The sequence below is a fragment of the Enterobacter sp. AN-K1 genome, from assembly GCF_020971765.1.
GTDB classification, from domain to species: domain Bacteria; phylum Pseudomonadota; class Gammaproteobacteria; order Enterobacterales; family Enterobacteriaceae; genus Enterobacter; species Enterobacter hormaechei_C.
Genome location: NZ_CP087390.1, coordinates 2,386,044 through 2,412,313, shown reverse-complemented (window position 1 = coordinate 2,412,313; position 26,270 = coordinate 2,386,044). Strand labels below are relative to the sequence as shown.

Genomic DNA, 26,270 nt, shown 5'->3' with positions numbered 1-26,270 from the left:
AAACCAATAGTTCATGACGAGATGACGCAGTATCTCTTCTCGTTTTTGCAGCATAAATCACGCGTACCCCTGCTGCATATCGGTGAATGGCTGAAGCCTGAGCATTGTGATGATATGATAAAGAGATTAGCGTTCGGGATATTCCCCGACTCATACTTCAAAGGTTACAGTTATGATCATCGTTACTGGCGGCGCGGGCTTTATCGGCAGCAATATTGTTAAGGCCCTCAATGACAAAGGCATCACCGACATTCTGGTGGTGGACAACCTGAAAGACGGCACCAAGTTCGTGAACCTGGTGGATCTGAACATCGCTGACTACATGGATAAAGAAGACTTCCTTATCCAGATTATGGCGGGTGAAGAGTTCGGCGAGATCGAAGCCATCTTCCACGAAGGTGCGTGCTCCTCCACCACCGAGTGGGACGGCAAGTACATGATGGATAACAACTATCAGTACTCCAAAGAGCTCCTGCACTACTGCCTGGAGCGTGAAATTCCGTTCCTGTACGCCTCTTCCGCGGCAACTTACGGTGGGCGCACTTCAGATTTCATCGAATCCCGCGAATATGAGCAGCCGCTGAACGTTTATGGTTACTCCAAGTTCCTGTTTGATGAGTACGTACGTCAGATCCTGCCAGAAGCGAACTCGCAGATTGTCGGCTTCCGCTACTTCAACGTCTACGGGCCGCGCGAAGGCCACAAAGGCAGCATGGCGAGCGTGGCGTTCCACCTGAACACCCAATTAAATAACGGCGAAAGCCCGAAACTGTTCGAAGGCAGCGACGGCTTCAAGCGTGACTTCGTCTACGTGGGCGATGTGGCGGCAGTAAACCTGTGGTTCCTGGAAAATGGCGTGTCCGGCATTTTCAACCTGGGCACTGGCCGCGCGGAATCCTTCCAGGCGGTGGCAGACGCGACGCTGGCGTACCATAAGAAAGGCAGCATCGAGTACATTCCGTTCCCGGATAAGCTGAAAGGCCGCTACCAGGCATTCACCCAGGCGGACCTGACTAACCTGCGCGCCGCAGGCTACGACAAGCCGTTCAAAACCGTTGCCGAAGGCGTAACGGAATATATGGCCTGGCTGAACCGCGACGCATAAGCATGAAAATTCTGGTGATCGGCCCGTCATGGGTGGGCGACATGATGATGTCGCAAAGTCTCTATCGCACGCTCAAGGCGCGTTATCCCCAGGCGATAATCGACGTGATGGCACCCGCATGGTGCCGTCCGCTGTTATCGCGTATGCCGGAAGTGAACGAGGCGATCCCGATGCCGCTCGGACACGGGGCGCTGGAAATCGGTGAACGCCGCAAACTCGGCCACAGCCTGCGCGAGAAACGCTATGACCGCGCGTACGTGCTGCCTAACTCCTTCAAATCCGCCCTTGTGCCCTTCTTTGCGGGCATCCCGCACCGTACCGGCTGGCGCGGTGAAATGCGCTACGGCCTGCTGAACGACGCCCGGGTGCTGGATAAAGAGGCCTGGCCGCTGATGGTGGAGCGCTACGTGGCGCTGGCCTACGACAAAGGCGTGATGCGCAGCGCGAAAGATCTGCCGCAGCCGCTGCTGTGGCCGCAGCTCCAGGTAAGCGATGGGGAGAAATCCCACACCTGCAACGCATTTGGCATTTCGTCCGAACGCCCGATGATTGGGTTCTGCCCTGGCGCAGAATTCGGTCCGGCAAAACGCTGGCCGCACTATCACTATGCAGAGCTGGCGAAACAGCTTATCGATGAAGGCTATCAGATTGTGCTGTTTGGCTCGGCGAAAGATCATGAGGCGGGCAATGAAATTCTCGCCACGCTGAGCACCGAGCAACAGGCATGGTGCCGAAACCTGGCCGGGGAAACGCAGCTCGAGCAGGCGGTTATCCTGATTGCCGCCTGTAAGGCCGTGGTCAGTAACGACTCTGGCCTGATGCACGTCGCCGCCGCGCTGGATCGCCCGCTGGTCGCGCTGTATGGTCCAAGCAGCCCGGACTTCACGCCGCCGCTGTCGCACAAGGCGCGCGTGATCCGTTTGATCACCGGCTACCACAAGGTGCGCAAAGGCGATGCCGCAGAAGGTTACCATCAGAGCCTGATCGACATTACCCCGCAGCGTGTTCTCGAAGAACTCAACGCACTGCTGTTGAGCGAAGAAGGATAACGGATGCGGGTATTGATCGTTAAAACCTCCTCAATGGGTGATGTTCTGCATACGCTGCCGTCGCTGACGGACGCCATGCGGGCCATTCCCGGCATCCGTTTTGACTGGGTGGTGGAAGAAGGCTTCGCGCAGATCCCCACCTGGCATGAAGCGGTTGATCGCGTGATCCCGGTGGCCATTCGCCGCTGGCGCAAAGCATGGTTCTCCGCACAGATTAAAGCCGAACGCAAAGCCTTCCGCGAAGCGGTGCAGGCCCGGCGTTACGACGCGATCGTCGACGCCCAGGGGCTGGTGAAAAGCGCCGCGCTGGTCACGCGTCTGGCGCACGGCGTAAAGCACGGCATGGACTGGCAAACCGCCCGCGAACCGCTGGCGAGCCTGTTCTATAATCGTCGCCACCATATTGCGAAGCAGCAGCACGCCGTGGAACGTACCCGCGAGCTGTTCGCTAAGAGTCTCGGCTATGCAAAACCCGACCTCCAGGGTGACTACGCCATCGCACAGCATTTTCTGCGCGAAACGGACAAGGATATCGCGCCCTATCTGGTTTTCCTGCATGCCACAACGCGCGACGATAAGCACTGGCCGGAAACGCACTGGAGAAGGCTGATTGAACTAATGCAACCTAGCGGTATCCATATTAAACTCCCGTGGGGCGCTGAACATGAGCGGCAGCGAGCGGAACGTCTGGCAGCAGGTTTTTCCCACGTCGAGGTGTTACCCAAACTCACGCTGGCGCAGGTTGCCGCACAGCTGGCGGGCGCTAACGCCGTCGTTTCTGTGGATACAGGGTTAAGCCATTTAACCGCCGCACTGGATCGTCCTAATATCACGATTTTCGGCCCGACCGATCCGGGGTTGATCGGGGGTTACGGTAAAAACCAGCATCAGATGGTTAGCCCTACGCAACAAACGAAGGATATTAGCGCAGATGCTATTTTTTCATTTTTACAGGGCAGCCATCGGCTTTCCAACAGGGATATTTAACCCATGAGTTATGTATTTCTGCTGATTTTACTCTTTCCGGTGAAACTCATCCGGAAGCTGTTTCGAAAGGACACGGGCAAGAACCTTGTCATTCAGACAGCCAAAATCGGTGACTTTATTAATGCGACGCCTCTTCTGGCATATCTGCAAAAAAGCGATGTGTTGATCAGTCGCAGCGTTGGCGCGCTGGCGAAGCATGATGAGACTATTGAGCAGATCTATTTTATTGAGCAGCATAAGCGCAACCTGTGGCGTAAACTGTGCTTCGCGTGCAGGATCATGAACCGCTACGACAACGTCTACCTGCTACAGCCCAACAGCGTGAACCTCTTTTTTGCCGCCGTCTGCAATGCCAAAAACAAACAATTTTTAAGCATTTACACGCGCAGGTGGTATCACGGGATTTTCTATCTCGCAGCCGACGGCACCGTTGAGCATGGCAAAAAAACGCTTTCGGTGACGAACTACCTGAAACTGGCCGACCGCTCGCTCACGTGGCAAGACTCTCCCAAGCACGCCACAAAGCCACTCTTCAAGCCGACGACCTGGCCGGCCATTCTTGATAAACCTGGCGTTATCCGCATCGGCATCAGTATTGCGGCGGGCAATAAAGCCAAAACCGTCCCTCCGGTTATCTGGAAGCGGATTGTTGATCAACTCGCTGATTTACCCTGCGAGTTTTATGTCTTCGGCGCGCCAAACGAACAGTCGTGGATGGACGATATCACCCGTCTTTACGGTGACATCCCCAATTTTATCAATCTTATTGGCAAAATTTCGCTGGAAGAGCTTCCCTGGGCCATTTCTAAGATGGACTGCTATATCGCGTCTGACTCGGGGAATGTCTACATCGCAGACGCCGTCGGCGTGCCGGTGGTCCTGCTGTTTGGACCGTGTTGTCACTATGAACAGCGTCCGCTTGGCAATGTGATGCTGATCGGGAATGACGATAACATTTGTTCTTATGTGTTTGAAACGCGCTATTACTTCCCGCAAGAGCGGGAAGCGCTATTCTCTGTCACTGACTCCGCGTTACACGATCTTCAGCAGTTTATCCGTACACTACCAAAAGCCCGCTCACTGGCTAGCGCTACCGACGCTCAAGGAAACTAATTTTTATGGCTTTTTTAAGCGTCATTATTGCTGCGCATAACGCTGAAGCTACGCTGCACGCCACGCTTTCAAGCCTGCTGGCAGCAACCGATCAGGACACTGAAATTATTATTTTCAATGACAGTTCTGAGGATGCCACGCAGGCAATAATTGAAGAGTGGTCGCCGAAATTTCCTCAGATCATAACGCGCACCGTGAACTTTCGTAACGTCGGCCGGGTACGAAACAGTGCTGTCGCACTGGCATCGGGTGAGTATATTACGATGCTCGACAGTGACGATTGCTTAAAGCCGGGCAGCCTCAGGGACGCAATGGCCTACCTGAAAGCGCAACGTCCGGACATGTTACTGACTCGTTTGCTTGAGATTCGCGATCCCCGGAAAATAACGTCAGACTGGCAGGGATTTAATCCTGTGCCATTGTCACAACATGAAGCAATTATTCGTTTCTTACGTCATAAAGACTTTCAGGCACATCTCATTGGCCAGTTTATTCATCGTAGCCTTTACGAGAAAAATCCCATACCTCCGATGTTATGTTATGAGGATTTCGCTGTCTTCCCGGGAATGTTGATGCAATCGAGCAAAATAGCCTATCAGCGCCAGGGGCATTATTATTACATCAAGCGTCGCGACAGTTTGTCGAGCAGTCTGGACGCCAGCAAAATTTCAACGCTTGTCGAATGCACGTTACAGATGGAAAGAACATTTCCGTCACGCTACAAACATCTCGTCAATTGCCACTGGTTTGATATTTACAGCAACCATCGGTCCTGTCTGACAGACCAACAATTGCAGCTCGTGAAACAACGCGTAAAGACCATGTATACATTGTCTTTTTTCCTGTCCACCGATGTTCGTTTTAGCTACAAAAAAAGGGTTATTGAGGCGTTATGGAAAAAATAAAACCACGGCTATATCAACTGACGATCGCTTTAAGCCTCATCTCCTTGATACTGGCTTTAGTCAGTTCTGGGAAGCAAAGAGAATTTTTCTATATCGCTATTTACGTCAGTATTATTGGCCTGGCTTTCGAATATAAAAAAATCACTCTGCGACCTTTTACTATAGCACTGCCCATTCTGCTGATTGGGTTACTTAACCTCGGCTGGTACTTACTCTATGAGTATCATAACGAGGGTCTCAACCTTTACAGCGACTACCTCGGTGCCAGCAAAAAGTTAATTTTAGCGAGTGTCCTGATTTTCTATATCGACCGCTTTAAGTTTTATATCGATAAGGATACCTTCAGGAAATTCTTCTTCTTCGCAACGGCCCTGGGGTTTGTGCTCGCCACAGGGTATGGCTTGTGGCAGGCCTCGCAAGGTATGACTCGCGTTGAGATGGCAATTAACCGTGCCACCGTTTCAGCTTATGTTTATTCTGTCCTGTCACTGGCTTTCGTATACAGTCTTTACCTTCAACAGAACGTGAAGCTGTATGTTGTTGCGGGCTTCACTATATTAATCTCTTACTTCGTCATACTGTTGACGGGGACCCGCGCTGCGATGGGTTTATATCTGCTTCTGGCAATTGTGCTCACGCTTTATCATTTCAGAAAGATTCATCTTAAATCAGCCCTCATCTTTTTATGCATTGTTGCAGGCGTTGTAATCGTTAGCTACAAACCAGTGATTTCGCCAAAAATACAACAAACCCAACGTGAGGTTGAACGTTATCAACAAGGTTTTGACCGCACCTCACTCGGCGCACGTTTTTCGATGTGGACTATCGGGATCGAGAATGGTCTTGCCCATCCGTTAGGGCAATCGCTGGAAGAGCGTGAAGCGTGGACACGGCAGTATATAAAAGACGGCCATCCACATCTTGCTACCGCGCTCGTGTACATCAAAGTCCACCTGCATAATGAATTTATTGAGAAATACTCTTTGCAGGGGATCCCCGGCGTAGCGGTAATGCTCTTTTTCTTCGTTTCGATGATTGTGTATGCCTTACGAAACAGAAACGCACTGCTGCTGACGTCGATGCTTCTTTTGCTTTTGTATGGACTGACAGATGTCATACTGCTCAGTTCAGAAGCCTTAATCTTCTTTATGATTTTGTTTGCGCTAAGTACACCTTTCTCACAAACAAAACAGCAATAACAAATATGCCCGCCTGGCGGGCATAACTATTTTTTGTACTGGTAAAACTCCGCCAGCGTCATCCCCACGGTCTTATCTGATAACCAGGTAAAGAGCTGCTCCAGATCCTGATACAGCCCCTCAATCGCGGCCTCGTCTTTAAAAGTAGGGCTCCCGCCAGGCATAAATTCCGACGAATGCAGCATGAATTCCACGTAGTCATTCCCCTGAGCCAGGCACTGCTGCGCAACCTTAATCATCTCCGCCGCATTTCCTCCGGACGGACGTAACCAGTTAACTGACGGAGAACGGTATTTACCGCGCAGACGATCATAACCCTGCTTCAGGGAATTCAGCCATGCCGGGTGTTTATACTGGATGCTCATCGGCACTTCGAGGAGAGGGCTGTTTCCCGGCCGGGAAATGTCGTCTACGTCCAAAAAGTAGGCACGATCGGGAAAATGCTGGTAATTCGTTCCGCCATTACCCTGCGGGGCACCTTTCGCGTTGCGCCAGTTCACGCGCGGCGTAACGGAACAATCTACCTGATACCCCAGCTCAATCAGCAACTGGGCGTAACGGCTGTCGAATGCCCAGCGCCCGGCGCGATGGCTGAGCATTTTTGTCTGGAAAGTCTCTTCCAGTAAGCGGGTCATGAAGAGCACTTTCTCACGCATGACCTCGTCTGAGAACTCAATCAGATAAGGCTGCCAGCGCCAGTCATCACCGGTCAGATCGTGCTCCGGAGGGCTGTTCCAGGCATGGAGATGCATTCCCACCTCACCCTGGCCGCGGGCTATGACCTCTTTCGCGAACTCAATGAATACCGGTTCGACTGCCATCTCGTAGTTGGTCAGCCAGACGGGCTTAAAGCCGAAACGTTCACAAAGCGCCTGAAACCGCGCCAGGTAGCGCGCGTTTTCCGTTTTGATCACCCGGTGGTTCTGCCAGAGATTATCCCCTTCGGTATCGATCGTGATGATAAACGCTGGTTTTTTCATAATGAGCCCGCAAGACAAAATAGTTAGCGCTATGTTACGCACGCCCGAAAGCAGGAGTAAACCCTTCCAGGGAAATTCCTGACATTATGGAGAAAGAGTGCAAGTCGTTACCAGGTCTATTAGAATTGCCAATAGTACAACGCCGATAAGATGATGATGAATAACTTACCTGACACGCCTGATTTGCGCATTTTACTGATCAAACTTCGCCATCATGGCGACATGTTACTCACCACCCCCGTCATCAATTCATTACGCCAGAAATGGCCTGAAGCCCAAATCGACGTGCTTCTCTATGAAGAGACGCGAGACATGCTCGCCGCGCATCCGGCAATCGGGACGATCTATGGTATCGATCGTAAATGGAAGCAGCTGGGGACGCTGAAGCACCTGCAAAAAGAGTGGCAGTTGCTTCGTGCTTTACGCGCTCAGCATTATCATCTGGTGATCAATCTTGCCGATCAGTGGCGCAGCGCGATTGTTACCCGCTTCACCGGCGCACCGGTTCGGCTCGGGTTCGCCTTTAACAAGCGCAATAACGCCTTCTGGCGTTTTTGTCACAGTGAACTGGTCTCGGTCGCCAGCCATCAGTCGTTGCACACCGTTGAACAAAATCTCTCCATACTGTCAGCGCTGCCGGTAATGGCCAACCCTACCGTGACCATGGCTTACAGCGTGGATGACTGGCGCCATGCTCACCAAAAGCTGTCGCAAAAGGGCGTGGGAGACCGCTACATCGTTATTCAACCCACTTCACGCTGGTTCTTTAAGTGCTGGGATGAAGGCAAAATGGCGCAAACTATCGCCGCGTTGCAGCAGGACGGCCACACTATCGTCCTCACGGCGGGACCGGATAAGAAAGAGCTGGCGATGATTGACCGCATTCTTGCCGCCTCCCCGCAGACGGGTGTTGTATCGCTGGCAGGGCAGTTAACCCTGCGCCAGCTGGCCTCGCTAATCGATCACGCGATCCTGTTCATTGGCGTTGACTCCGTACCCATGCACATGGCCGCCGCTCTTCAGACGCCCTGCGTGGCGCTGTTTGGCCCGTCAAAATTGACGTTCTGGTCGCCATGGCAGGTTAACGGAGAGGTCATCTGGGCAGGTAACTACGGCCCGCTTCCCAACCCTGACGCCATTGATACAAAAACGACGGAACGTTATCTCGACGCCATCCCCGTTGATACTGTCGTCTCCGCCGCAAGGAGATACCTGCAATGAAGCTTCATCGTCTGGCCATTGTGCGCCAAAAATATCGTCCGGATGGGGGAGCAGAACGTTTTGTCTCCAGGGCACTTACCGCGCTGAGCAATCAAAATCTTGAGCTCAACGTCATCACCCGCGAGTGGCAGGGCGAAAAGCAGGACGACTGGCATATTCATATTTGCGATCCCCGAAAGTGGGGCCGCATCAGCCGTGAGCGCGGCTTTGCACACGCCGCACGCGCGCTGTGGCAGCAACAGCAGTTTGATATTGTCCAGAGCCACGAACGTATTCCGGGCTGCGATATTTACCGCGCCGGGGATGGTGTACATCGACGCTGGCTGCTACAGCGTACGCGTATTCTTCCCGCCTGGCGCGCGAAGCTGCTTATGCACGATCGCTATCACCGCTACGTGATGCACGCAGAACGTGAAATGTACCAGGCTCCCGAGTTGAAAGCCGTTATCTGTAATGCGGAGATGATCAAGCGCGAAATCGTCGAAGACTTTGATATTGACGCAAAAAAGATACATGTGATTTATAATTCAATAGATTCCAGCCGCTTCGTTCCGGCAGAAGAGAGACAACGCGCTGTACTGCGTCAGCAATTTGGCTTACCCGCTGATGCCGTCATTTTCTGCTTCGTGGGTTCAGGGTTTGAACGCAAGGGGCTGGCAAGCGCTATTCGGGCTATAGCAGGAACCTCGGCGTGGCTGGTTGTGGTCGGTCAGGATAAAGCGGAAAGCCGTTATCGCGACCTCGCCCGTTCATTAGGCTGTGAGGGGCAAATCCGTTTCCTGGGGATGCAAAAAGAGACGCTGCCATTTTATCAGCTTTCTGATGGCTTACTGCTGCCGACGCTGTATGATCCTTTCCCTAACGTCATACTTGAAGCAATGGCCTGTGGATTGCCCGTCATTACGTCAGAGAGTTGCGGTGGTTCAGAATTTATTGAGCAAGGCCAGAACGGGTTTTACTGTGATGCACTTGATATCCACACATTGAAGGAGGCCGTCATGTCCATCCCTTCACTGGAAAAAAATAACAATATGGGGCTTGCGGCGCGTGAACGCGTCAGAGAAGCAACCCCTGAAAAACTATCAAGTCAGCTTATTTCGCTTTATCAAAAATTACTGGATTAATAATGCGCATCCTAATGATTATTGATGGTTTACCCGGTGGAGGAGCCGAAAAAACGGTTCTCACCCTCTCCAGCGGACTGACAGAACTGGGGCATCAGGTCACCCTTTTCTCCTTACGGAAGGTGTGCGACTACGCCATTCCGGAAGGCTTCGATTTTCAGATTGTGCAGGATACCTGTAAAAAACCCTGGCGGAAGCTGACCGAGATCCCGCGTCGCGCCCGTTTGCTGGATCGCGCCATCGAGCAGGCAGAACGCAGCGGTAAATTTGATGTCGTCTTCTCACATCTGCATAAAACCGACCGTATCGTGGCGCACAGCCGCGTGCTGGCTCGGGATAAAGTCTGGTTCTGCGTACACGGGATGTTCTCCTTCTCCTATTTGCGCCATCGCAGCGGGATTTCTCGCTGGTTTAAGCATTATAAAATCCGTCATACCTATGAAAACCGCAACGTGGTGGCGGTATCCGGCGCCGTGCTGCACGATCTGTCTGAAGTACTCGCGATCCCCCTGCGGCGCAAAGCGGTTATCCATAACCCCTTTGATATCCCTGAAATTCAGCGTCTGGCGGAAGCGCCCTTTGAGATGCAGGGGCAGGATTACATTATCCACGTTGGCCGTTTTCATGAACACAAACGTCACGACAGGCTGCTGCGGGCGTTTGCGCTGAGCAAGATCGACGCATCGTTGGTGTTGATGGGCAAAGGTTCTGACGCGAAAATAAATCAGCTCAAACAGCTTGCCGCTAAGCTGGGAATTGAAAACAAGATCGTCTTCCGCCCGTTCGAAACCAACCCCTACCCGTGGATCAAAGGGGCACGCCTTTTAGTGTTAAGTTCCGACTGCGAAGGTTTTGGTAATGTACTGGTAGAGTCCATTATCTGTCAGACCCCACCGGTGAGTACAAACTGCCCTGGCGGCCCTGCTGAGATCCTTACTGGCCCCCTGGCGCGTGGTCTGACAGCGTTAACCGACGAATCACTGGCGAAAACACTGGCAGAACTGTATGCCTCTCCGCCGGTTGTTGATCGCGAAACGATCGCATCGTTCGGTATCAACGCCATTTGCCAGCAATACATTGCTTTGGTCGACAACCAAAAATAATCAGGTTTCATATGCAAAATTCAGCGCCTTTATTAAGCGTGGTGGTGGCCGTTTATAACGGTGAAGCTTTTCTCGATCAGTTCTTTACCTGCCTTGTAAATCAACACATCGACAGTATGGAAGTCATCATCGTGAATGACGGTTCCACTGACCGCTCGATGCAGATTGTCGAAAAATGGCGCGAAAAGCTGCCACAGATGCAGGTTATTGAACAACCTAATCAGGGCGTGTCCATCGCGCGTAATACTGGCCTGGCCGTTGCGACCGGGCAGTATCTCTCTTTCCCGGATATTGATGATGTCTTCAAACCCGGCATGTACCAGCGTCTGCTGGATATGGCCGTCACGCAGAACCTGGATGTCGCCACCTGCAATGGCAACTACGTCTGGGAAAATAACAAAAAACCGTCTCGCCCTATCTTCCCTGAAGATAAGCTCGCCTCAACGGGCGTCATGAATGGCGCGGCATGGTTAAAAAAGGCGCTGGATTCACGTAAGTTCCTGCATGTGACCTGGCTGAATATCTATCGTCACGATTTTATTCGTCAGCACGGCTTCCGTTTCGAGCCAGGCCTGCGCCATCAGGATATCCCGTGGACGACTGAGGTGCTGCTTGCCGCGGAACGCGTTCAGTACACCAGCGAACGCTTTTACGACTACTACATTCACTCCGCCTCGGTATCGCACACCCCGGATAATGACGACACGCTGATTCGCTCTGCGCGCCATTATATGAAGATCCTGAAGATGCTTGATGCCATTAACCAGCGCTACCCGGATAAAGTGAAAAATATCCCGGCCTGTTACTGGCAAATCGCTAAAGAGGGTCTGGGAATTATTCATACCTTCGACAACATGAAGGATGAGGCGAAGAAATCAATGATAATCAAAGAGTTCTTCGACACCGGGATCTGGAAGCTCATCTGGAAAAGTGCCAAAAGCCCGCGTTTGCGCTGGCGCCTGGGCCGGCGCTACTTCCGTTTAAAACGGTATCTGGCATAAGAGATAGCTTTAGCACGCTTAAATGCTTAGAATTTCCCGGCCGAAACTAAAAAAACGGATAATCGCTTGGAATTGTTGTATACCGCCCTGCTCTACATCATTCAGCCACTGGTGTGGCTGCGACTGTTGCTTCGCAGCCGTAAAGCGCCTGCGTACCGTAAACGCTGGGCCGAACGTTATGGCTACTGCCGCAATAAAGTGGCGCCGGACGGTATTCTGCTGCATTCCGTGTCAGTCGGGGAAACGCTGGCCGCCATTCCACTGGTGCGTGCCCTGCGCCACCGTTATCCGTCATTGCCCATCACCGTCACCACGATGACGCCAACCGGCTCAGAGCGCGTGATGTCTGCCTTCGGTAAAGACGTGCATCACGTCTACCTGCCGTACGATCTCCCCTGCGCCATGAACCGTTTCCTGAATACCGTGCGCCCTAAACTGGTGATCGTCATGGAAACCGAACTGTGGCCGAATATGATTTCCGCCCTGCATGCCCGTAAAATTCCTTTGGTTATCGCCAACGCGCGTCTGTCAGAACGCTCTGCGAAAGGGTACGGCAAGCTGGGTAAATTTATGCGTCGCCTGCTCAGCAAAATCACGCTGATCGCCGCGCAGAACGAAGAAGATGCCGCGCGCTTTATCGCCCTCGGCCTGAAGCGCAACCAGCTTGCGGTCACGGGTAGCCTGAAGTTCGATATTTCCGTCACCCCTGAACTCGCCGCCCGTGCGGTAACACTGCGTCGTCAGTGGGCGCCGCGTCGCCAGGTCTGGATTGCCACCAGCACCCATGACGGCGAAGAAGCCATTATTCTTCAGGCTCACCGCCAGCTGCTGGAAAAATTCCCTGATTTACTGCTGATTCTGGTTCCTCGCCATCCTGAGCGTTTTAAAGATGCCCGCGAGATGGTGCAAAAAGGCGGTTTCAGCTTCACCCTGCGCAGCAGCGGCGAAATCCCCTCTGGCAGCACGCAGGTGGTGATTGGCGATACGATGGGCGAACTGATGCTGCTGTACGGGATCGCCGATCTTGCATTCGTTGGCGGAAGCCTGGTGGAGCGCGGTGGTCATAACCCGCTGGAGCCAGCAGCCCACGCCATCCCCGTACTGATGGGGCCACACACGTTTAACTTCAAAGATATCTGCGCGAAATTGCAGCAAGCCGATGGCTTAATCACCGTGACCGACGCGGATTCGGTGGTCAAAGAGGTCTCTACCCTTCTGACTGACGAAGATTACCGCCTGTGGTACGGTCGTCACGCCGTTGAAGTCCTGCATCAGAACCAGGGCGCACTGACCCGTCTGCTGCAACTTCTGCAACCTTACCTGCCGCAGCGGAGCCACTAATGTCAACGCGTCTGTCGGTCGTGATGATCGCCAAAAACGCCGCCGACCTGCTTCCGGATTGCCTGGCCTCTGTTGCCTGGGCTGACGAAATCGTCATTCTCGACTCCGGAAGTACGGACAACACGGCGGACGTTGCCCGTGCAGCCGGGGCAAAAGTCTTTACCGACACCGACTGGCAGGGCTACGGTATTCAGCGCCAGCGTGCGCAGGGTTACGCCACGGGCGATTACGTGTTGATGATCGATACCGATGAGCGCGTCACCCCAGAACTCCGACAGGCCATTCAAACGGTGCTTGCCGCGCCACAGCCCGGCGCGGTCTACAGTATCGCGCGTCGTAACTATTTCCTGGGCCGCTTTATGCGCCACAGCGGCTGGTACCCCGACCGCGTGATGCGCCTCTATGCGCGCGAGCGTTATCAGTACAACGACAACCTGGTCCATGAATCTCTGGCCTGCGATAGCGCTCAGGTCATCCCTCTGACGGGCGATCTGCTTCATCTGACCTGCCGCGATTTCGCCAGCTTCCAGCGGAAACAGCTGAACTATGCCACCGCCTGGGCACAGGAGCGGCATACGCGCGGCAAGAAGGCCACGCTGACCGGCATCTTCACCCACACGCTGGGCGCGTTTCTGAAAACGCTGCTGCTGCGTGGCGGCGTGCTGGACGGCAAACAGGGCTGGTTACTGGCCGTAGTGAATGCCCAGTATACTTTCAACAAATACACCGAGCTGTGGGCGCTGAACCGCGGCTACTCAGAGAAAACGTGAGCCATGAGCACAAAAGCGATTTATCCGGGTACCTTCGATCCGATCACTAACGGTCATCTTGATATCATCACCCGTGCGGCGTGTATGTTCGACAAGGTGATTCTGGCCATTGCCGCCAGCCCGAGCAAAAAGCCGATGTTCGACCTGAACGAACGCGTGCAGCTTGCCACCGATGCGATTTCGCATCTGTCGAATGTTGAGGTCGTCGGATTCAGCGACTTGATGGCAAACTTTGCCCGTGACCGGCAGGCCAATATCCTGATCCGCGGTCTTCGCGCGGTAGCAGACTTCGAATATGAGATGCAGCTGGCACACATGAACCGCCATCTGATGCCGGAGCTGGAGAGCGTATTCCTGATGCCCTCCAAAGAGTGGTCCTTCATCTCTTCCTCACTGGTGAAAGAGGTGGCGCGCCATCACGGGGACGTTACCCACTTCCTGCCGGTTAACGTCCACCAGGCGTTGATGGAAAAGCTAAAGTAACCCTACTTCTGGCACTGACGGCAGTAAAACGTGGCGCGCTGAGCGTGCTTCGTGGCAATAATCGGCGTCCCGCAGGCTCTGCACGGCTCACCCTTACGGCCATAAACCTGCAACTCCTGCGCAAAATAGCCCGGCTTCCCGTCGCTTTGCAGGAAATCCTTCAGCGTCGTCCCGCCCTGCTCAATTGAGCGCAGCAGTACCGCTTTAATTACTCTGACCAGCAGCTCGCACTCCTGCGCCGACAGCGAGGAGGCCAGCCGATCGGGATGGATCCCGGCGGCAAACAACGATTCGCTGGCATAGATATTTCCCACGCCCACCACCAGCTTGTTATCCATCAGCCAGGGTTTAATCGGGGTTTTCTTTTTCGCGCACTTCTCTTTGAGATAATCCGCGTTAAACGCCTCTGACAGCGGCTCAGGTCCGAGATGCGCCAGCACGTTGTGTCCTTCCAGCTCTTTGGTCCACAGCCATGCGCCAAAGCGACGCGGGTCGGTGTAACGCAGCACTTTGCCGTTACTCATCACCAGATCAACGTGGTCGTGCTTTTCCGCAGGCAACTCTTCGGTGAGGATGCGCAGGCTTCCCGACATGCCCAGATGGATAATGATCCAGCCGTCAGGCAGCTCCAGCAGCAGGTATTTCGCGCGGCGCTGCACGCTCAGGACGGGTTTGTCGCTTAACGCGTGGATCTCATCGGACACCGGCCAGCGCAGACGCCCGTTGCGAACGACAGCATGAAGAATAGTCGCGCCAACCAGATGGGGCTCAATGCCGCGGCGGCTGGTCTCTACCTCTGGTAATTCAGGCATGGTTCCTCCGTTGAGATGCAGAATGCAAAAAACCCCGCAGTTGCGGGGTTTTTCAATACAAGGAGACTAAAATTATTTGATTTTAGCTTCTTTGTACAGTACGTGCTGGCGTACAACTGGATCGAATTTTTTCAGTTCCAGTTTTTCCGGCTTAGTACGTTTGTTCTTCGTGGTGGTGTAGAAGTGACCTGTACCAGCAGAAGAAACCAGCTTGATTTTCTCGCGAATACCTTTAGCCATGATTTATTTCCTCTTTAAGTACTTAGTACTTTTCGCCACGGGCACGCAGTTCGGACAGAACTGTATCGATGCCTTTCTTATCGATTACACGCATACCTTTAGCAGATACGCGCAGGGTGACAAAACGCTTCTCGCTCTCAACCCAGAAACGGTGAGAGTGCAGGTTCGGCAGGAAACGGCGTTTAGTCGCGTTCAGTGCGTGGGAACGGTTGTTACCGGTCACCGGACGCTTGCCAGTAACTTGGCAGACTCGGGACATGTCTATTCTCCAAAAATCAAATTAGCTCGAGCTTCGTATGGGGTATCGGCGCCTCGTCAGGCTTTACAGCCCGGTCATCGCATAGTTCTATTGAACTCTCGATTGCCAGGCCCAAATGCCAAACCCGAGATTCTCAAAGGTGGCGTAGTATACGCTGACTCGGCGGTGTGCTCAAGTCCCGAACAGACAAAGATCCCGATGGATCGCGAGAAAAGGCCTAAATCCAGCCACGTTCGGCAAAAGAAATGTACTCTCCGCGGCCAATTATCAGATGGTCCAGCACACGAATGTCCATGAATTGACAGCATTTGATAATACGTTCGGTAATTGCTTTGTCAGCTCTGCTTGGTTCTGCACAGCCAGAGGGGTGATTATGCGCGAGGATCACGCCGGCTGCATTCACTTTTATCGCTTCCCGCACAATTTCACGCGGATGCACCTCAACGTGACTCAATGTTCCCGAAAAAAGGCGGGTATGTTTCAGTACCCGGTTTTTGTTGTCGAGAAAGATCACCATAAAGATCTCCCGCTCCAGATCGGAGAGCTGGCTTTGCAGAAATTCGCGGGTCATGTCGGGGGTGAGGATCGGGTCTTCTTCCTCCATACGCACGTTGTAAAATCGCCGGGCCAGCTCGGCAATGCCCCGTAACTGGGCATATTTCGCCACGCCAATGCCCTCAACGTGCGTAAACGCCTCCAGCTCAGCGGTCAGCAATCCATACAGTGAACCGAAATGGTCTATCAGTTCTTTCGCCAGCGTAAATACCGTTTTCCCCGGCGTGCCTGTGCGTAAAAAGAGCGCCAGCAGCTCGTCGTCCTTTAACAACGTGACGCCATGACGCAGCATTTTTTCACGCGGTAGCAGCAGTTCAGTCTCTTCCATGCCCGGCCTCCTTCTGTTTGCCATTATGCTGCCACAGGCAAATTCGGGGTTCGACGCTGGCATTTCGTTCTTGCGTAACGCCTCGCAAAGTGAATTAAGGACATCATCACCCCGTTTTAGGGATTGTGATAAAATGCCCGCTCTCTGGTGAAACCCAACAGGAAAGAATCATGATGAGCCTGGCCGGTAAAAAAATCGTTCTTGGCGTCAGCGGCGGTATTGCTGCCTATAAAACGCCAGACCTGGTGCGCCGTTTGCGCGAGCGCGGGGCCGACGTACGGGTCGCGATCACCGAAGGCGGCAAAGCCTTTATCACCCCCCTGAGCCTGCAAGCCGTCTCGGGATACCCGGTATCCGACAGCCTGCTCGACCCGGCGGCCGAAGCCGCAATGGGCCACATTGAGCTGGGGAAATGGGCCGATCTGGTTATCCTTGCCCCCGCCACGGCAGATTTAATTGCCCGCGTGGCAGCCGGTATGGCGAACGATCTGGTAACGACCATTTGCCTCGCCACGCCTGCGCCCGTCGCGGTTGTGCCCGCAATGAACCAGCAGATGTACCGCAACGCCGCTACCCAGCATAATCTGGACACGCTGGCCTCGCGCGGCCTGCTGATTTGGGGACCGGACAGTGGCAGCCAGGCCTGCGGCGACGTTGGGCCAGGGCGTATGCTCGACCCATTGACGATTGTTGATATGGCCGCCGCCCATTTCTCGCCTGTCAACGATCTGCAACATCTCAACATCATGATTACCGCGGGCCCCACGCGCGAGCCGCTGGATCCGGTGCGTTACATCACCAACCACAGCTCAGGCAAAATGGGCTTTGCGATTGCTGCCGCGGCAGCCAAACGCGGCGCGAACGTCACGCTGGTGAGCGGCCCGGTGTCGCTTACCACCCCTGCGTTTGTGCAGCGTATTGATGTAACGACCGCGCTGGAAATGGAAGCCGCCGTACAGGCACATGCTCAACAGCAGCATATTTTTATCGGCTGTGCGGCCGTCGCTGATTACCGCGCCGAAACCATTGCCGACGCTAAAATTAAAAAGCAAGGTGATGAATTAACAATAAAAATGGTGAAGAACCCGGATATCGTTGCCGGTGTCGCCGCATTGAAAACTCATCGACCTTACGTTGTTGGGTTTGCCGCAGAAACGAATAATGTGGAAGAATATGCCCGGCAAAAACGTACCCGCAAAAACCTCGATTTGATTTGCGCGAACGACGTATCGCTGTCCACGCAAGGATTTAACAGCGACAGCAACGCATTGCACCTTTTCTGGCAGGATGGAGATAAAGTCTTACCGCTTGAGCGCAAAGAACTCCTGGGCCAACACTTATTGGACGAGATCGTTACCCGTTATGATGAAAAAAATCGACGTTAAGATTCTGGACCCGCGCGTTGGCGAGCAATTTCCGCTGCCAACGTATGCCACCTCCGGCTCTGCCGGTCTTGACCTGCGCGCCTGTCTTGATGACGCCGTAGAACTGGCGCCGGGTGCAACGACCCTGATCCCGACCGGGCTGGCGATTCACATTGCTGACCCGTCACTGGCAGCGGTGATCCTGCCGCGCTCTGGCCTGGGCCACAAGCATGGCGTCGTGCTGGGTAACCTGGTCGGCCTGATCGACTCTGACTATCAGGGTCAGCTGATGGTATCCGTCTGGAACCGTGGCCAGGACAGCTTCACCATTGAGCCGGGCGAGCGTATCGCGCAGATGGTGTTTGTACCGGTGGTGCAGGCAGAATTTAACCTGGTGGCAGACTTCGACGCTACCGACCGTGGCGAAGGCGGCTTCGGCCATTCCGGGCGCAAATAACTGCCCGACAAACACGCATCTCACAGCGCCATAATGCAATAACAAACCGCAAACGTCAGTTTGCGGGTCGCTGTGTGGTTGCCAGCCTGACAAGTGCTTATTTTCAGGGGTATTTTGTAACATGGCAGAAAAACAAACCGCGAAAAGGAATCGTCGCGAAGAAATACTTCAATCTCTGGCTCTGATGCTTGAATCCAGCGACGGCAGTCAACGCATCACCACCGCAAAACTGGCGGCCTCTGTGGGCGTGTCAGAGGCGGCGCTGTATCGTCATTTCCCGAGCAAAACCCGGATGTTTGACAGCCTGATCGAGTTTATCGAAGACAGCCTGATCACGCGCATCAACCTGATTCTGAAGGATGAAAAAGACACCAGCACGCGTCTGCGTCTGATTGTGCTGCTGATTCTGGGCTTTGGTGAACGTAACCCGGGTCTGACCCGTATTCTGACCGGCCACGCGCTGATGTTTGAACAGGATCGTCTGCAAGGCCGTATAAACCAGCTTTTTGAGCGTATCGAAGCCCAGCTGCGTCAGGTTCTGCGCGAGAAGAAAATGCGGGAGGGCGAGGGATATAATACGGATGAAACCCTGCTGGCAAGCCAGATCCTGGCATTTTGCGAAGGGATGCTCTCCCGGTTTGTGCGCAGCGAGTTTAAATATCGACCAACGGACGATTTTGACGCCCGCTGGCCGTTAGTGGCTGCTCAGTTACAGTAACGCCATCGCCGGATGGCGGCTTTGCCTTATCCGGCCTACGAACGGGTAGGCCCGGTAAGCGTAGCGCCACCGGGCAATTGAATTATACGCCAAACTCTTCGCGGTATTGACGCACCGCCGCCAGATGATCAGCCATCTCAGGCTTCTCTTCCAGATACGCAATCAGGTCTTTCAGCGTGATAATCGACGTGACCTTGCAGCCATAATCGCGCTCCACTTCCTGAATAGCAGAGATGTCGCCGCGCCCGCGCTCCTGACGATCGAGCGAAATCAGCACACCCGCAAGCGTTGCGCCGTTAGCCTGGATAATCTCCATCGATTCACGGATCGCGGTACCTGCGGTGATCACGTCATCCACCAGCATCACACGCCCCTGCAACGCACTGCCTACCAGATTGCCGCCTTCACCGTGGGTTTTGGCCTCTTTACGGTTAAAGCAGTACGGTACGTCGCGGTCATGGTGCTCCGCCAGCGCTACCGCCGTGGTGGTTGCAATTGGAATGCCTTTGTACGCGGGGCCAAACAGCAGGTCAAAATCAATCCCGGAATCCACCAGCGCTTCGGCATAGAAGCGGCCTAACAGTGCCAGGTCGCGCCCGGTATTAAACAGCCCGGCGTTGAAGAAATACGGGCTTTTACGCCCGGATTTCAGCGTGAACTCGCCAAACTTAAGTACCTGCTTGTTAAGCGCAAACTCAATAAACTGGCGCTGATACGATTTCATGGATTTGCTCCTTTGTCTTTTCAGTCTTACAGGCAAAAAAAAGGCGACTCATTGGTCGCCTTAAAATCAATTTTCTAACGCCGCTTTCTGCGTCGCTACAATAGATTCGATTCCCCCTCGGGCCAACGCCAGCAAGGTGAGCAGTTCTTCGTGAGTGAATGGCTCGCCTTCTGCCGTACCCTGCACTTCAATGATGCGACCATCTTCGGTCATCACCACGTTCATGTCGGTTTCTGCGGCAGAATCTTCAACGTATTCCAGATCGCAAAGCGCCTCGCCGTTAACGATACCAACGGAGACAGCAGCAACCATCCCTTTCATTGGGTTGGTTTTCAGCTTACCGGCGGCAACCAGCTTGTTCAGGGCATCTGCCAGCGCCACACAGGCACCGGTAATAGAGGCCGTACGCGTGCCACCATCGGCCTGGATCACGTCGCAGTCCAGCGTGATGGTGAACTCACCCAGCGTTTTCAGGTCAACCGCGGCGCGGAGCGCACGCGCGATCAGGCGCTGGATCTCCATAGTACGGCCGCCCTGCTTACCTTTTGCCGCTTCACGGGCATTACGGGTATGGGTTGCGCGCGGCAACATACCGTATTCGGCGGTGATCCACCCCTGGCCCTGACCTTTCAGGAAGCGAGGCACGCCCTCTTCAATGGACGCGGTGCAAAGCACCTTGGTGTCACCAAACTCAACCAGCACGGAGCCTTCAGCGTGTTTTGTATAGTTACGGGTCAGGGTGACGGGACGCACCTGGTTGGCGCTACGACCTGCTGGACGCATGATGGATTCTCCGGCTTGAAACGAATGTGGCTGCGCATTATACGGATAAAGGACGCTTATTCCTATCCTGAGAAGCCCCTGAAAGCTATAATCCCCCCATCTCTCCTTTAAAAACGGGAATGTCTATGATCCGCAGTATGACCGCCTACGCCCGGCGTGAAATCAAGGGTAGCTGGGGTAGCGCTACCTGGGAAATGCGCTCGGTAAACCAGCGCTATCTGGAAACGTATTTCCGTATGCCGGAACAGTTCCGCAGCCTGGAGCCTGTGGTGCGTGAGCGTATCCGTACGCGTCTGACCCGCGGGAAAGTGGAATGTAACCTGCGTTTTGAGCCCGACGCCAGCGCGCAGGGTGAACTGATCCTGAACGAAAAGCTGGCAAAACAGCTGGTTAATGCGGCGAACTGGGTCAAAATGCAAAGCGATGAAGGCGAGATCAACCCGGTTGATATTCTGCGCTGGCCTGGCGTGATGGCCGCCGGAGAGCAGGATCTGGACGCGATTACCGCTGAGATCCTGGCTGCACTCGACGGCACGCTGGATGACTTTATCGTTGCCCGTGAAACCGAAGGCCAGGCGCTGAAAGCGATGATTGAGCAACGCCTTGAAGGCGTGAGCGCCGAAGTCGCTAAAGTGCGCGCTCATATGCCAGAAGTGCTGCAATGGCAGCGTGAGCGTCTTGTCGCCAAACTGGAAGAGGCGGAAGTTCAGCTGGAAAACAACCGTCTGGAACAAGAGCTGGTGCTGATGGCGCAGCGTGTGGACGTGGCTGAAGAGCTGGATCGTCTGGAAGCGCACGTTAAAGAGACCTACAACATTCTGAAGAAGAAAGAAGCGGTAGGCCGCCGTCTCGACTTTATGATGCAGGAGTTCAACCGCGAGTCGAACACGCTGGCGTCTAAGTCTATCAATGCAGAGGTAACCAATTCAGCGATTGAGCTGAAGGTCCTGATTGAGCAGATGCGCGAGCAGATCCAGAATATCGAGTAATTCCTTTCAGGGTGGTGTTGCCTCGCACACCACCCATTACTTTTTCTAATCCTTATTTAGCCTTACTTTCTTTTCCTCCCGCCTTATCACAAGCCCGCCAGGCATGCGTTGATAAATTTCTGTAGGGCAAACCCCCTCGCCTTAGAAAATCTCAATCGTGATCTTCCGCACAAATCGCTAATCTCCTCCTCTTCATTCCGGAGGGTTTATGCTGCTTCACATTCTCTATCTTATTGGCATTACCGCAGAAGCCATGACCGGCGCGCTCGCTGCCGGACGTCGCCGTATGGACACCTTCGGCGTGATTATTATTGCCACGGCCACCGCGCTCGGCGGCGGGTCCGTGCGCGATATCCTGCTTGGCCATTATCCGCTCGGCTGGGTAAAAAACCCTGAGTACGTCATTATCGTGGCAACGGCAGCCGTGCTAACCACGATTGTGGCCCCGGTGATGCCTCATCTGCGCCGCGTGTTCCTGGTGCTGGATGCGCTTGGGCTGATTGTTTTTTCCATCATTGGCGCACAAATCGCTCTCGATATGGGTGAAGGCCCGGTTATCGCCACCATTGCTGCCGTGATCACGGGCGTGTTTGGCGGGGTGCTGCGGGATATGTTCTGCAAACGTATCCCGCTGGTTTTCCAGAAGGAACTGTATGCCGGCATCTCCTTTGCCGCGGCAGTGCTTTATGTCGCCTTGCAGCACTATGTCACCAGCCACGATGTGGTGGTTATCTCCACCCTGCTGTTTGGCTTCACCGCGCGTATGCTGGCATTGCGCCTTAAGCTGGGCCTGCCCGTTTTTCATTACAAACACAATGCGCATTAATGTCAGAACGGGCAGGCGCCGGATAATCAATTACTCGAATAGTTGTAACCGTAGTGATGATAGCCGTAGCCGTAAGCGTTGCTTGCCCGCTTAACGACGCCGTTGAGAATCACCCCTTTGGTATTGACGCCACTCTGCTCCAGACGCTGTACACAGACCAGCATCTCCTTCACGCTGTTCATCCCGAAGCGGGCGACCAGCAGCGTGGTGCCTGCGCGACGACCGACAACAGCCGCGTCGGTGACCGCCAGGATCGGTGGCGTATCGATAATCACCAGATCGTAGCGTTCATTCGCCCAGTCCAGCAGCTGCTGGAAACGCGTATGCATCAGAAGCTCCGCCGGATTAGGGGGGATCTGCCCGCGCACGATGGTATCGAACCCACCTTTATCGAAGGTCTGAACGCCCTGGGTATACTCCGCCTTACCGGACAACATCTCCGATAAGCCGCAGGTATTGTCGAGCTTAAACAGATCATGGGCATACCCGCGACGCATATCCGCATCAATATAGAGCACTTTCTGGCCCGCCTGCGCCACGACGGCCGCCAGGGTACTGCTGACAAAGGTTTTACCGCTGTCAGGCGTGGCGCCAGAGATCATCAGTATATTGTTCGCTGACTCCATCATCGCAAAATGCAGACTGGTGCGCAGGCCGCGAATCGCCTCCACGGAGAGATCGACCGGGTTATCCGCCGCCAGGAAGGGGATATGTTTGGTCTTATGGCGCAGCCCTGAGGACATAAAGTCTTTTTTGCGCAAACGCATCTTTTTAGCCAGCCATTCCGACAGCGGTACGGTGGCATAGACGTTAATCCCATGCTCCTCCAGCTGCTCCGGCGTTTCAATGCCCATACGCAGCATACTGCGCGCCAGGATCCAGCCCACAGAGACGAACAGACCCAGGAGAACCCCCAGAACGACGACCAGCGCTTTTTTCGGCTTGACTGGCTGCGGCCGGGTCACGGCCGGATCGATAATGCGGACGTTACCAATTGCGCTCGACCGGGCGATGCTCAGCTCCTGTTCGCGGTTAAGCAGCTGCTGGTAGATAACGCGTCCCGACTCCACATCACGGCTCAGGCGCAACACCTCCTGCTGGGTCGACGGCATGGACGATACCCGTTTATTCAGGCGGTTTTTTTCCTGCTCCAGCGTCTGGCGTTTCTCAATCAGCGCCCGGTAGGTGGGGTGATCTTTTTTGTAGAGCTGCGAAATTTCCGCTTCCCGGAAGGTCAGTTCATTGAGCTGATTGTCCGCATTTACAATCTGCTCCAGCACCGCTTTTGCCTCCAGGTTCAGGTCAACGGAGTCATTTTGCTGGCGATAGCGGTTGAGCTTCTCCTCGGCCTGGTCCAGCTCGCTGCGCACCTGCGGAAGCTGCTGCTTCAAAAATTGCAGGCTTTTCGCATCCTGCGCCGCCTGGCGAGCCACGTTCTGTTGTAAATAGTTATCGGCGATGCAGTTAAGCACGCGCGCCATCTCATCGGGATCTTCCCCCGTGATGGTCAGGCCAAGCATCCCGCTGTCCTTGCTGCGCTCGCTCACGGAAAAACGCAGCTGTAGCGCGTCAATGGCCTCCAGCTCGCTCAGCTGTGTAATTGTAAATTGCGTACCCGGCTTCGCCTGGATATCGGCAATGGTAATGGCGATATTCGCCGCGCTCAGCGGCTGTCCCACAACGCCCTGTAACGTCACGTTATCGCCTTCCAGCTGATAGTGGCCCTTCTCGCCGACGGTCAGCGTCAGCTTTTGCGCCCGGCCCGCGACAGGGGGAAGATTGAGCATACTGACATCGAGGATGCCAGGCTGTTGCCCGGTGAGCCGCGCCCAGCCGCGTCCGACAAGGGGAAAATAGTTTTCACTGACCTGCGTGCGCAGGTTCAGGTCATCAATCGTTTTACCGAGGATCATGCGCGACTGGAGAAGCTGAAGCTCCGGCGCCGACTCCGGCGAGGAGTCAGGGATGAACTCGCTAAGGTTACTGAGTAGCGCGTTGCCCTGCTTCTGTTCCACCTGTATCAGCGCATCGGCCTGATAAACCGGTGTGGCAAAGAGCGCATAAAGCAGTGCCGCCAGCGTGAACAGCGTGGTAAGGATGAGAATAAATTTTCGGTGGTCGAGCAGCTCACCCAACAGGCGCACCAGATCGATCTCGTTATTCGCGGCAGACGCATCATGGGCATGAAGGTTATTTGTTGACATAAAACGTAACTATCCCGTGTGATTAACTGAGCCGTTTCGCCCATTCCAGACTGGCCTGCTCCAGCAGCCCATAAACATATTCAAATGCGTCCCGGTTTTTACGGTAGGGGTCCGGGATCTCTTTTCTGCCCGTCCAGTGACCAAAGAGCATCATTTTGCCGCGCGCCTCCGGTGCGATAGCCGTGACCTGCTCGATATGTTCCAGCTCCATCGCCAGAATCAGATCGTAGTCGCGCACCATGGCGGGGGTGAGCCTGCGCGCCACGTGGCCCTCAAGCTGGGTGCCGCGTTCGGCGGCGATCTCTGTCGCCTGTGAATCGGCGGTGCGCCCTTCCAGGCCACAAATTCCCGCTGAATCGACCCGGGCGGTGGGAAGCAGCTGGCGCAGCAGCCGTTCTCCAATGGGGGAGCGGCAGATATTGCCGGTACAGATCACCAGGATGGCGTTAAACGTTAGTTTGGCCATGTTCTGATATATCTCCCTGTTTCAGTCAGGTCATGTACGCCGGTAATGGTCGGCACAAGCTGAGAGATCACGCGGTTCCAGCGCACCAGCGGCGCGGTGGTGACATAGACGATGTCGTAAGGCTCAAGCTGAAATTCGGTGCTCAACACCATCGCGGTGGCATCCCGGGCGTTAAGCTGGTAGACGTTGGCGATTTTGCCGTTCTGCTTGCCCTGCAACGGACGAATCACAAAGATCCCCGTGGCGTCGGCCATATCCTGATTTACGCCCTGCGCATTACCCAGCGCTTCCGCCAGCGTCATGCCGCTACGGTCCATCTTCAGGGTGCTCTGTTTACCCACCTCACCCATGACAAACACTTTCAGGTCGTCATTACGGGGAATGAAGAGAATATCGCCCGGATAGAGGAGTTTGTTCTGGGTGAGATCGCCGCGCTGCATCAGCGCGTAGAGCGAAATGTGCGTATCCTGGCCGTTATGGGTCAGCACCACGTGCCGCCAGTCCGCCTCTGACGTCAGGCCGCCTGCCGCATTGATCGCATCCATTATCGTCAGCGGAATGTTGGTGATGGGCTGCTGGCCCGACTTAGCCACTTCGCCCGTCACGTAGGCTTTTTGTGAGCGGAACGCCGCGACGCTGACATCCACCTGCGGGCTCTCAATTACCGAGTCCAGCCGGGCGGCGATCTCATCGCGCACCTGGGCCAGCGTTTTGCCGACGACGCGGATTTTGCCGATATAGGGATAGAAGATCGTGCCATCGGCATTCACCCAGTTGCCCGTATCGCTGGCGCTACGGTACTGACCTGCGGGGGTGGTCAGCTCCGGGTGGTCCCAGACGGTAACCATCAGCACGTCGCCGACGCCGATGCGATATTGGTAGTTCTGGAGCTGGCGATCCAGTTCAGGATTCGCGCGGGAGTCGACTTTGCCAGGCAGCAACTGCTCCACCAGCCCCGGCGTGAGCGGATAGACGTTGACCATCTTATTCAGATCGTAATTGCTGTCAGGCAGATCGATAATATCTTTGCCCTGGGTGCTAAGTCCCTGGCCCGGTACGATAGTACAACCGCTTAACGCCATCATAGCCAACGCAAGCACGGAAAATTTAACGTTTTTCATTCAGGAAAATCATCTGGTTAAGTAATGCCTGTTTCATCCGGTA

At 54.4% G+C, this 26,270-nt stretch carries 28 protein-coding genes; 18 read left to right on the top strand and 10 right to left on the bottom strand.

Annotated elements, in window-relative coordinates; genetic code table 11:
• Nucleotides 1–172: 172 nt before the first annotated feature.
• The 6 genes from rfaD to LOC22_RS11530 are packed head-to-tail and all read left to right on the top strand — an operon-like array spanning nt 173 to nt 6,358.
• A complete protein-coding gene (gene rfaD / locus LOC22_RS11555) occupies nt 173–1,105 on the top strand; it encodes an ADP-glyceromanno-heptose 6-epimerase (RefSeq protein WP_003860858.1) in 933 nt (310 codons plus the stop codon).
• A gap of 2 nt (nt 1,106–1,107) precedes the next feature.
• On the top strand, nt 1,108–2,154 hold the full coding sequence (rfaF, locus tag LOC22_RS11550; RefSeq protein WP_015570031.1) for an ADP-heptose--LPS heptosyltransferase RfaF: 1,047 nt from the start codon (nt 1,108–1,110) through the stop codon (nt 2,152–2,154).
• Between the two features lie 3 nt (nt 2,155–2,157).
• Complete coding sequence (gene rfaC / locus LOC22_RS11545) at nt 2,158–3,141, top strand: lipopolysaccharide heptosyltransferase RfaC (protein WP_045142435.1); 984 nt, start codon at nt 2,158–2,160, stop codon at nt 3,139–3,141.
• 3 nt (nt 3,142–3,144) lie between these two features.
• Entirely contained in the window at nt 3,145–4,254 is a 1,110-nt protein-coding gene (locus LOC22_RS11540) for a glycosyltransferase family 9 protein (protein WP_017693958.1), read from the top strand.
• Between the two features lie 5 nt (nt 4,255–4,259).
• Nucleotides 4,260–5,159: a glycosyltransferase family 2 protein gene (locus tag LOC22_RS11535; protein WP_230238913.1), complete on the top strand. Its 900-nt coding sequence runs from the start codon at nt 4,260–4,262 to the stop codon at nt 5,157–5,159.
• Nucleotides 5,147–6,358 (top strand): O-antigen ligase family protein, encoded by a 1,212-nt coding sequence (locus LOC22_RS11530; protein ID WP_230238912.1) that lies wholly within the window; start codon nt 5,147–5,149, stop codon nt 6,356–6,358. Before LOC22_RS11535 ends, LOC22_RS11530 begins: the two co-directional genes overlap by 13 nt.
• 26 nt (nt 6,359–6,384) lie before the next feature.
• Here LOC22_RS11530 and LOC22_RS11525 read toward each other — a convergent pair whose 3' ends face one another.
• Nucleotides 6,385–7,338 (bottom strand): polysaccharide deacetylase family protein, encoded by a 954-nt coding sequence (locus tag LOC22_RS11525; protein ID WP_023302886.1) that lies wholly within the window; start codon nt 7,336–7,338, stop codon nt 6,385–6,387.
• A 150-nt stretch (nt 7,339–7,488) separates the two neighbouring features.
• Here LOC22_RS11525 and rfaQ point away from each other — a divergent pair, with 150 nt between their 5' ends.
• The 7 genes from rfaQ to coaD all read left to right on the top strand — a co-directional run bounded on the left by rfaQ (nt 7,489) and on the right by coaD (nt 14,381).
• Nucleotides 7,489–8,559, top strand: coding sequence for a putative lipopolysaccharide heptosyltransferase III (gene rfaQ, locus LOC22_RS11520; protein ID WP_074145782.1), 1,071 nt, complete (start codon nt 7,489–7,491; stop codon nt 8,557–8,559).
• Complete coding sequence (locus LOC22_RS11515) at nt 8,556–9,683, top strand: glycosyltransferase family 4 protein (RefSeq protein ID WP_015570036.1); 1,128 nt, start codon at nt 8,556–8,558, stop codon at nt 9,681–9,683. The genes rfaQ and LOC22_RS11515 overlap by 4 nt, the downstream gene beginning before the upstream one ends.
• A gap of 2 nt (nt 9,684–9,685) precedes the next feature.
• Nucleotides 9,686–10,786 carry a glycosyltransferase gene (locus LOC22_RS11510; RefSeq protein ID WP_230238911.1) on the top strand — a complete coding sequence of 367 codons (1,101 nt, stop codon included), beginning with the start codon at nt 9,686–9,688 and terminating at the stop codon, nt 10,784–10,786.
• Nucleotides 10,787–10,797: 11 nt separating this feature from the next.
• A complete protein-coding gene (locus tag LOC22_RS11505) occupies nt 10,798–11,787 on the top strand; it encodes a glycosyltransferase (RefSeq protein WP_015570038.1) in 990 nt (329 codons plus the stop codon).
• Between the two features lie 66 nt (nt 11,788–11,853).
• The gene (gene waaA / locus LOC22_RS11500; protein WP_003860874.1) at nt 11,854–13,128 is read left to right on the top strand and encodes a lipid IV(A) 3-deoxy-D-manno-octulosonic acid transferase; all 1,275 of its coding nucleotides are present in this window, start codon (nt 11,854–11,856) and stop codon (nt 13,126–13,128) included.
• Nucleotides 13,128–13,898 carry a glycosyltransferase family 2 protein gene (locus LOC22_RS11495; RefSeq protein WP_015570039.1) on the top strand — a complete coding sequence of 257 codons (771 nt, stop codon included), beginning with the start codon at nt 13,128–13,130 and terminating at the stop codon, nt 13,896–13,898. Before waaA ends, LOC22_RS11495 begins: the two co-directional genes overlap by 1 nt.
• Nucleotides 13,899–13,901: 3 nt before the next feature.
• Nucleotides 13,902–14,381, top strand: a complete 480-nt coding sequence (coaD, locus tag LOC22_RS11490) for a pantetheine-phosphate adenylyltransferase (RefSeq protein WP_015570040.1) — start codon at nt 13,902–13,904, stop codon at nt 14,379–14,381.
• Between the two features lie 2 nt (nt 14,382–14,383).
• Here coaD and mutM read toward each other — a convergent pair whose 3' ends face one another.
• From mutM to radC, 4 genes are all read right to left on the bottom strand, one after another.
• A complete protein-coding gene (mutM, locus tag LOC22_RS11485) occupies nt 14,384–15,193 on the bottom strand; it encodes a bifunctional DNA-formamidopyrimidine glycosylase/DNA-(apurinic or apyrimidinic site) lyase (protein ID WP_003860879.1) in 810 nt (269 codons plus the stop codon).
• 72 nt (nt 15,194–15,265) lie between these two features.
• Complete coding sequence (gene rpmG / locus LOC22_RS11480) at nt 15,266–15,433, bottom strand: 50S ribosomal protein L33 (RefSeq protein WP_003024094.1); 168 nt, start codon at nt 15,431–15,433, stop codon at nt 15,266–15,268.
• A 22-nt stretch (nt 15,434–15,455) separates the two neighbouring features.
• Complete coding sequence (gene rpmB / locus LOC22_RS11475) at nt 15,456–15,692, bottom strand: 50S ribosomal protein L28 (protein ID WP_002436699.1); 237 nt, start codon at nt 15,690–15,692, stop codon at nt 15,456–15,458.
• Between the two features lie 217 nt (nt 15,693–15,909).
• The gene (gene radC, locus LOC22_RS11470) at nt 15,910–16,575 is read right to left on the bottom strand and encodes a RadC family protein (protein ID WP_006812419.1); all 666 of its coding nucleotides are present in this window, start codon (nt 16,573–16,575) and stop codon (nt 15,910–15,912) included.
• A gap of 173 nt (nt 16,576–16,748) precedes the next feature.
• On the opposite strand from radC, the gene coaBC reads away from it, so the two are divergent.
• The 3 genes from coaBC (at nt 16,749) to slmA (ending at nt 19,114) form a co-directional block, all read left to right on the top strand.
• Nucleotides 16,749–17,960 (top strand): bifunctional phosphopantothenoylcysteine decarboxylase/phosphopantothenate--cysteine ligase CoaBC, encoded by a 1,212-nt coding sequence (coaBC, locus tag LOC22_RS11465; protein ID WP_168728665.1) that lies wholly within the window; start codon nt 16,749–16,751, stop codon nt 17,958–17,960.
• Complete coding sequence (gene dut, locus LOC22_RS11460; RefSeq protein WP_015570042.1) at nt 17,938–18,396, top strand: dUTP diphosphatase; 459 nt, start codon at nt 17,938–17,940, stop codon at nt 18,394–18,396. Before coaBC ends, dut begins: the two co-directional genes overlap by 23 nt.
• Nucleotides 18,397–18,517: 121 nt before the next feature.
• Entirely contained in the window at nt 18,518–19,114 is a 597-nt protein-coding gene (gene slmA, locus LOC22_RS11455) for a nucleoid occlusion factor SlmA (protein WP_003860901.1), read from the top strand.
• Between the two features lie 82 nt (nt 19,115–19,196).
• On the opposite strand, the gene pyrE is transcribed toward slmA, so the two are convergent.
• Together pyrE and rph are read right to left on the bottom strand one after the other, a co-directional pair.
• Nucleotides 19,197–19,838 (bottom strand): orotate phosphoribosyltransferase, encoded by a 642-nt coding sequence (gene pyrE, locus LOC22_RS11450; protein ID WP_015570043.1) that lies wholly within the window; start codon nt 19,836–19,838, stop codon nt 19,197–19,199.
• 66 nt (nt 19,839–19,904) lie between these two features.
• A complete protein-coding gene (rph, locus tag LOC22_RS11445; RefSeq protein ID WP_015570044.1) occupies nt 19,905–20,621 on the bottom strand; it encodes a ribonuclease PH in 717 nt (238 codons plus the stop codon).
• A 125-nt stretch (nt 20,622–20,746) separates the two neighbouring features.
• Between rph and LOC22_RS11440 the strand changes: the two genes are divergently transcribed.
• Complete coding sequence (locus LOC22_RS11440) at nt 20,747–21,610, top strand: YicC/YloC family endoribonuclease (protein ID WP_003860907.1); 864 nt, start codon at nt 20,747–20,749, stop codon at nt 21,608–21,610.
• Between the two features lie 208 nt (nt 21,611–21,818).
• Complete coding sequence (locus LOC22_RS11435; RefSeq protein WP_015570045.1) at nt 21,819–22,436, top strand: trimeric intracellular cation channel family protein; 618 nt, start codon at nt 21,819–21,821, stop codon at nt 22,434–22,436.
• A gap of 26 nt (nt 22,437–22,462) precedes the next feature.
• On the opposite strand, the gene etk is transcribed toward LOC22_RS11435, so the two are convergent.
• Genes etk through LOC22_RS11420 form a run of 3 tightly spaced genes read right to left on the bottom strand, consistent with a single transcriptional unit; the run spans nt 22,463 to nt 26,227 of the window.
• Nucleotides 22,463–24,640, bottom strand: a complete 2,178-nt coding sequence (etk, locus tag LOC22_RS11430) for a tyrosine-protein kinase (protein ID WP_017693966.1) — start codon at nt 24,638–24,640, stop codon at nt 22,463–22,465.
• Nucleotides 24,641–24,662: 22 nt separating this feature from the next.
• Entirely contained in the window at nt 24,663–25,106 is a 444-nt protein-coding gene (locus LOC22_RS11425; RefSeq protein WP_017693967.1) for a protein-tyrosine-phosphatase, read from the bottom strand.
• The gene (locus tag LOC22_RS11420) at nt 25,094–26,227 is read right to left on the bottom strand and encodes a polysaccharide export protein (RefSeq protein WP_032646765.1); all 1,134 of its coding nucleotides are present in this window, start codon (nt 26,225–26,227) and stop codon (nt 25,094–25,096) included. The genes LOC22_RS11425 and LOC22_RS11420 overlap by 13 nt, the downstream gene beginning before the upstream one ends.
• Nucleotides 26,228–26,270 lie beyond the last annotated feature (43 nt).

Bases quoted from the DNA above. Each gene is read 5' to 3' on its own strand.
- rfaD (WP_003860858.1), top strand. From the start codon at position 173: ATGATCATCGTTACTGGCGGCGCGGGCTTTATCGGCAGCAATATTGTT.
- rfaF (WP_015570031.1), top strand. From the start codon at position 1,108: ATGAAAATTCTGGTGATCGGCCCGTCATGGGTGGGCGACATGATGATG.
- rfaC (WP_045142435.1), top strand. From the start codon at position 2,158: ATGCGGGTATTGATCGTTAAAACCTCCTCAATGGGTGATGTTCTGCAT.
- LOC22_RS11540 (WP_017693958.1), top strand. From the start codon at position 3,145: ATGAGTTATGTATTTCTGCTGATTTTACTCTTTCCGGTGAAACTCATC.
- LOC22_RS11535 (WP_230238913.1), top strand. From the start codon at position 4,260: ATGGCTTTTTTAAGCGTCATTATTGCTGCGCATAACGCTGAAGCTACG.
- LOC22_RS11530 (WP_230238912.1), top strand. From the start codon at position 5,147: ATGGAAAAAATAAAACCACGGCTATATCAACTGACGATCGCTTTAAGC.
- LOC22_RS11525 (WP_023302886.1), bottom strand. From the start codon at position 7,338: ATGAAAAAACCAGCGTTTATCATCACGATCGATACCGAAGGGGATAAT.
- rfaQ (WP_074145782.1), top strand. From the start codon at position 7,489: ATGATGATGAATAACTTACCTGACACGCCTGATTTGCGCATTTTACTG.
- LOC22_RS11515 (WP_015570036.1), top strand. From the start codon at position 8,556: ATGAAGCTTCATCGTCTGGCCATTGTGCGCCAAAAATATCGTCCGGAT.
- LOC22_RS11510 (WP_230238911.1), top strand. From the start codon at position 9,686: ATGCGCATCCTAATGATTATTGATGGTTTACCCGGTGGAGGAGCCGAA.
- LOC22_RS11505 (WP_015570038.1), top strand. From the start codon at position 10,798: ATGCAAAATTCAGCGCCTTTATTAAGCGTGGTGGTGGCCGTTTATAAC.
- LOC22_RS11495 (WP_015570039.1), top strand. From the start codon at position 13,128: ATGTCAACGCGTCTGTCGGTCGTGATGATCGCCAAAAACGCCGCCGAC.
- coaD (WP_015570040.1), top strand. From the start codon at position 13,902: ATGAGCACAAAAGCGATTTATCCGGGTACCTTCGATCCGATCACTAAC.
- mutM (WP_003860879.1), bottom strand. From the start codon at position 15,193: ATGCCTGAATTACCAGAGGTAGAGACCAGCCGCCGCGGCATTGAGCCC.
- rpmG (WP_003024094.1), bottom strand. From the start codon at position 15,433: ATGGCTAAAGGTATTCGCGAGAAAATCAAGCTGGTTTCTTCTGCTGGT.
- rpmB (WP_002436699.1), bottom strand. From the start codon at position 15,692: ATGTCCCGAGTCTGCCAAGTTACTGGCAAGCGTCCGGTGACCGGTAAC.
- radC (WP_006812419.1), bottom strand. From the start codon at position 16,575: ATGGAAGAGACTGAACTGCTGCTACCGCGTGAAAAAATGCTGCGTCAT.
- coaBC (WP_168728665.1), top strand. From the start codon at position 16,749: ATGAGCCTGGCCGGTAAAAAAATCGTTCTTGGCGTCAGCGGCGGTATT.
- dut (WP_015570042.1), top strand. From the start codon at position 17,938: ATGATGAAAAAAATCGACGTTAAGATTCTGGACCCGCGCGTTGGCGAG.
- slmA (WP_003860901.1), top strand. From the start codon at position 18,518: ATGGCAGAAAAACAAACCGCGAAAAGGAATCGTCGCGAAGAAATACTT.
- pyrE (WP_015570043.1), bottom strand. From the start codon at position 19,838: ATGAAATCGTATCAGCGCCAGTTTATTGAGTTTGCGCTTAACAAGCAG.
- rph (WP_015570044.1), bottom strand. From the start codon at position 20,621: ATGCGTCCAGCAGGTCGTAGCGCCAACCAGGTGCGTCCCGTCACCCTG.
- LOC22_RS11440 (WP_003860907.1), top strand. From the start codon at position 20,747: ATGATCCGCAGTATGACCGCCTACGCCCGGCGTGAAATCAAGGGTAGC.
- LOC22_RS11435 (WP_015570045.1), top strand. From the start codon at position 21,819: ATGCTGCTTCACATTCTCTATCTTATTGGCATTACCGCAGAAGCCATG.
- etk (WP_017693966.1), bottom strand. From the start codon at position 24,640: ATGTCAACAAATAACCTTCATGCCCATGATGCGTCTGCCGCGAATAAC.
- LOC22_RS11425 (WP_017693967.1), bottom strand. From the start codon at position 25,106: ATGGCCAAACTAACGTTTAACGCCATCCTGGTGATCTGTACCGGCAAT.
- LOC22_RS11420 (WP_032646765.1), bottom strand. From the start codon at position 26,227: ATGAAAAACGTTAAATTTTCCGTGCTTGCGTTGGCTATGATGGCGTTA.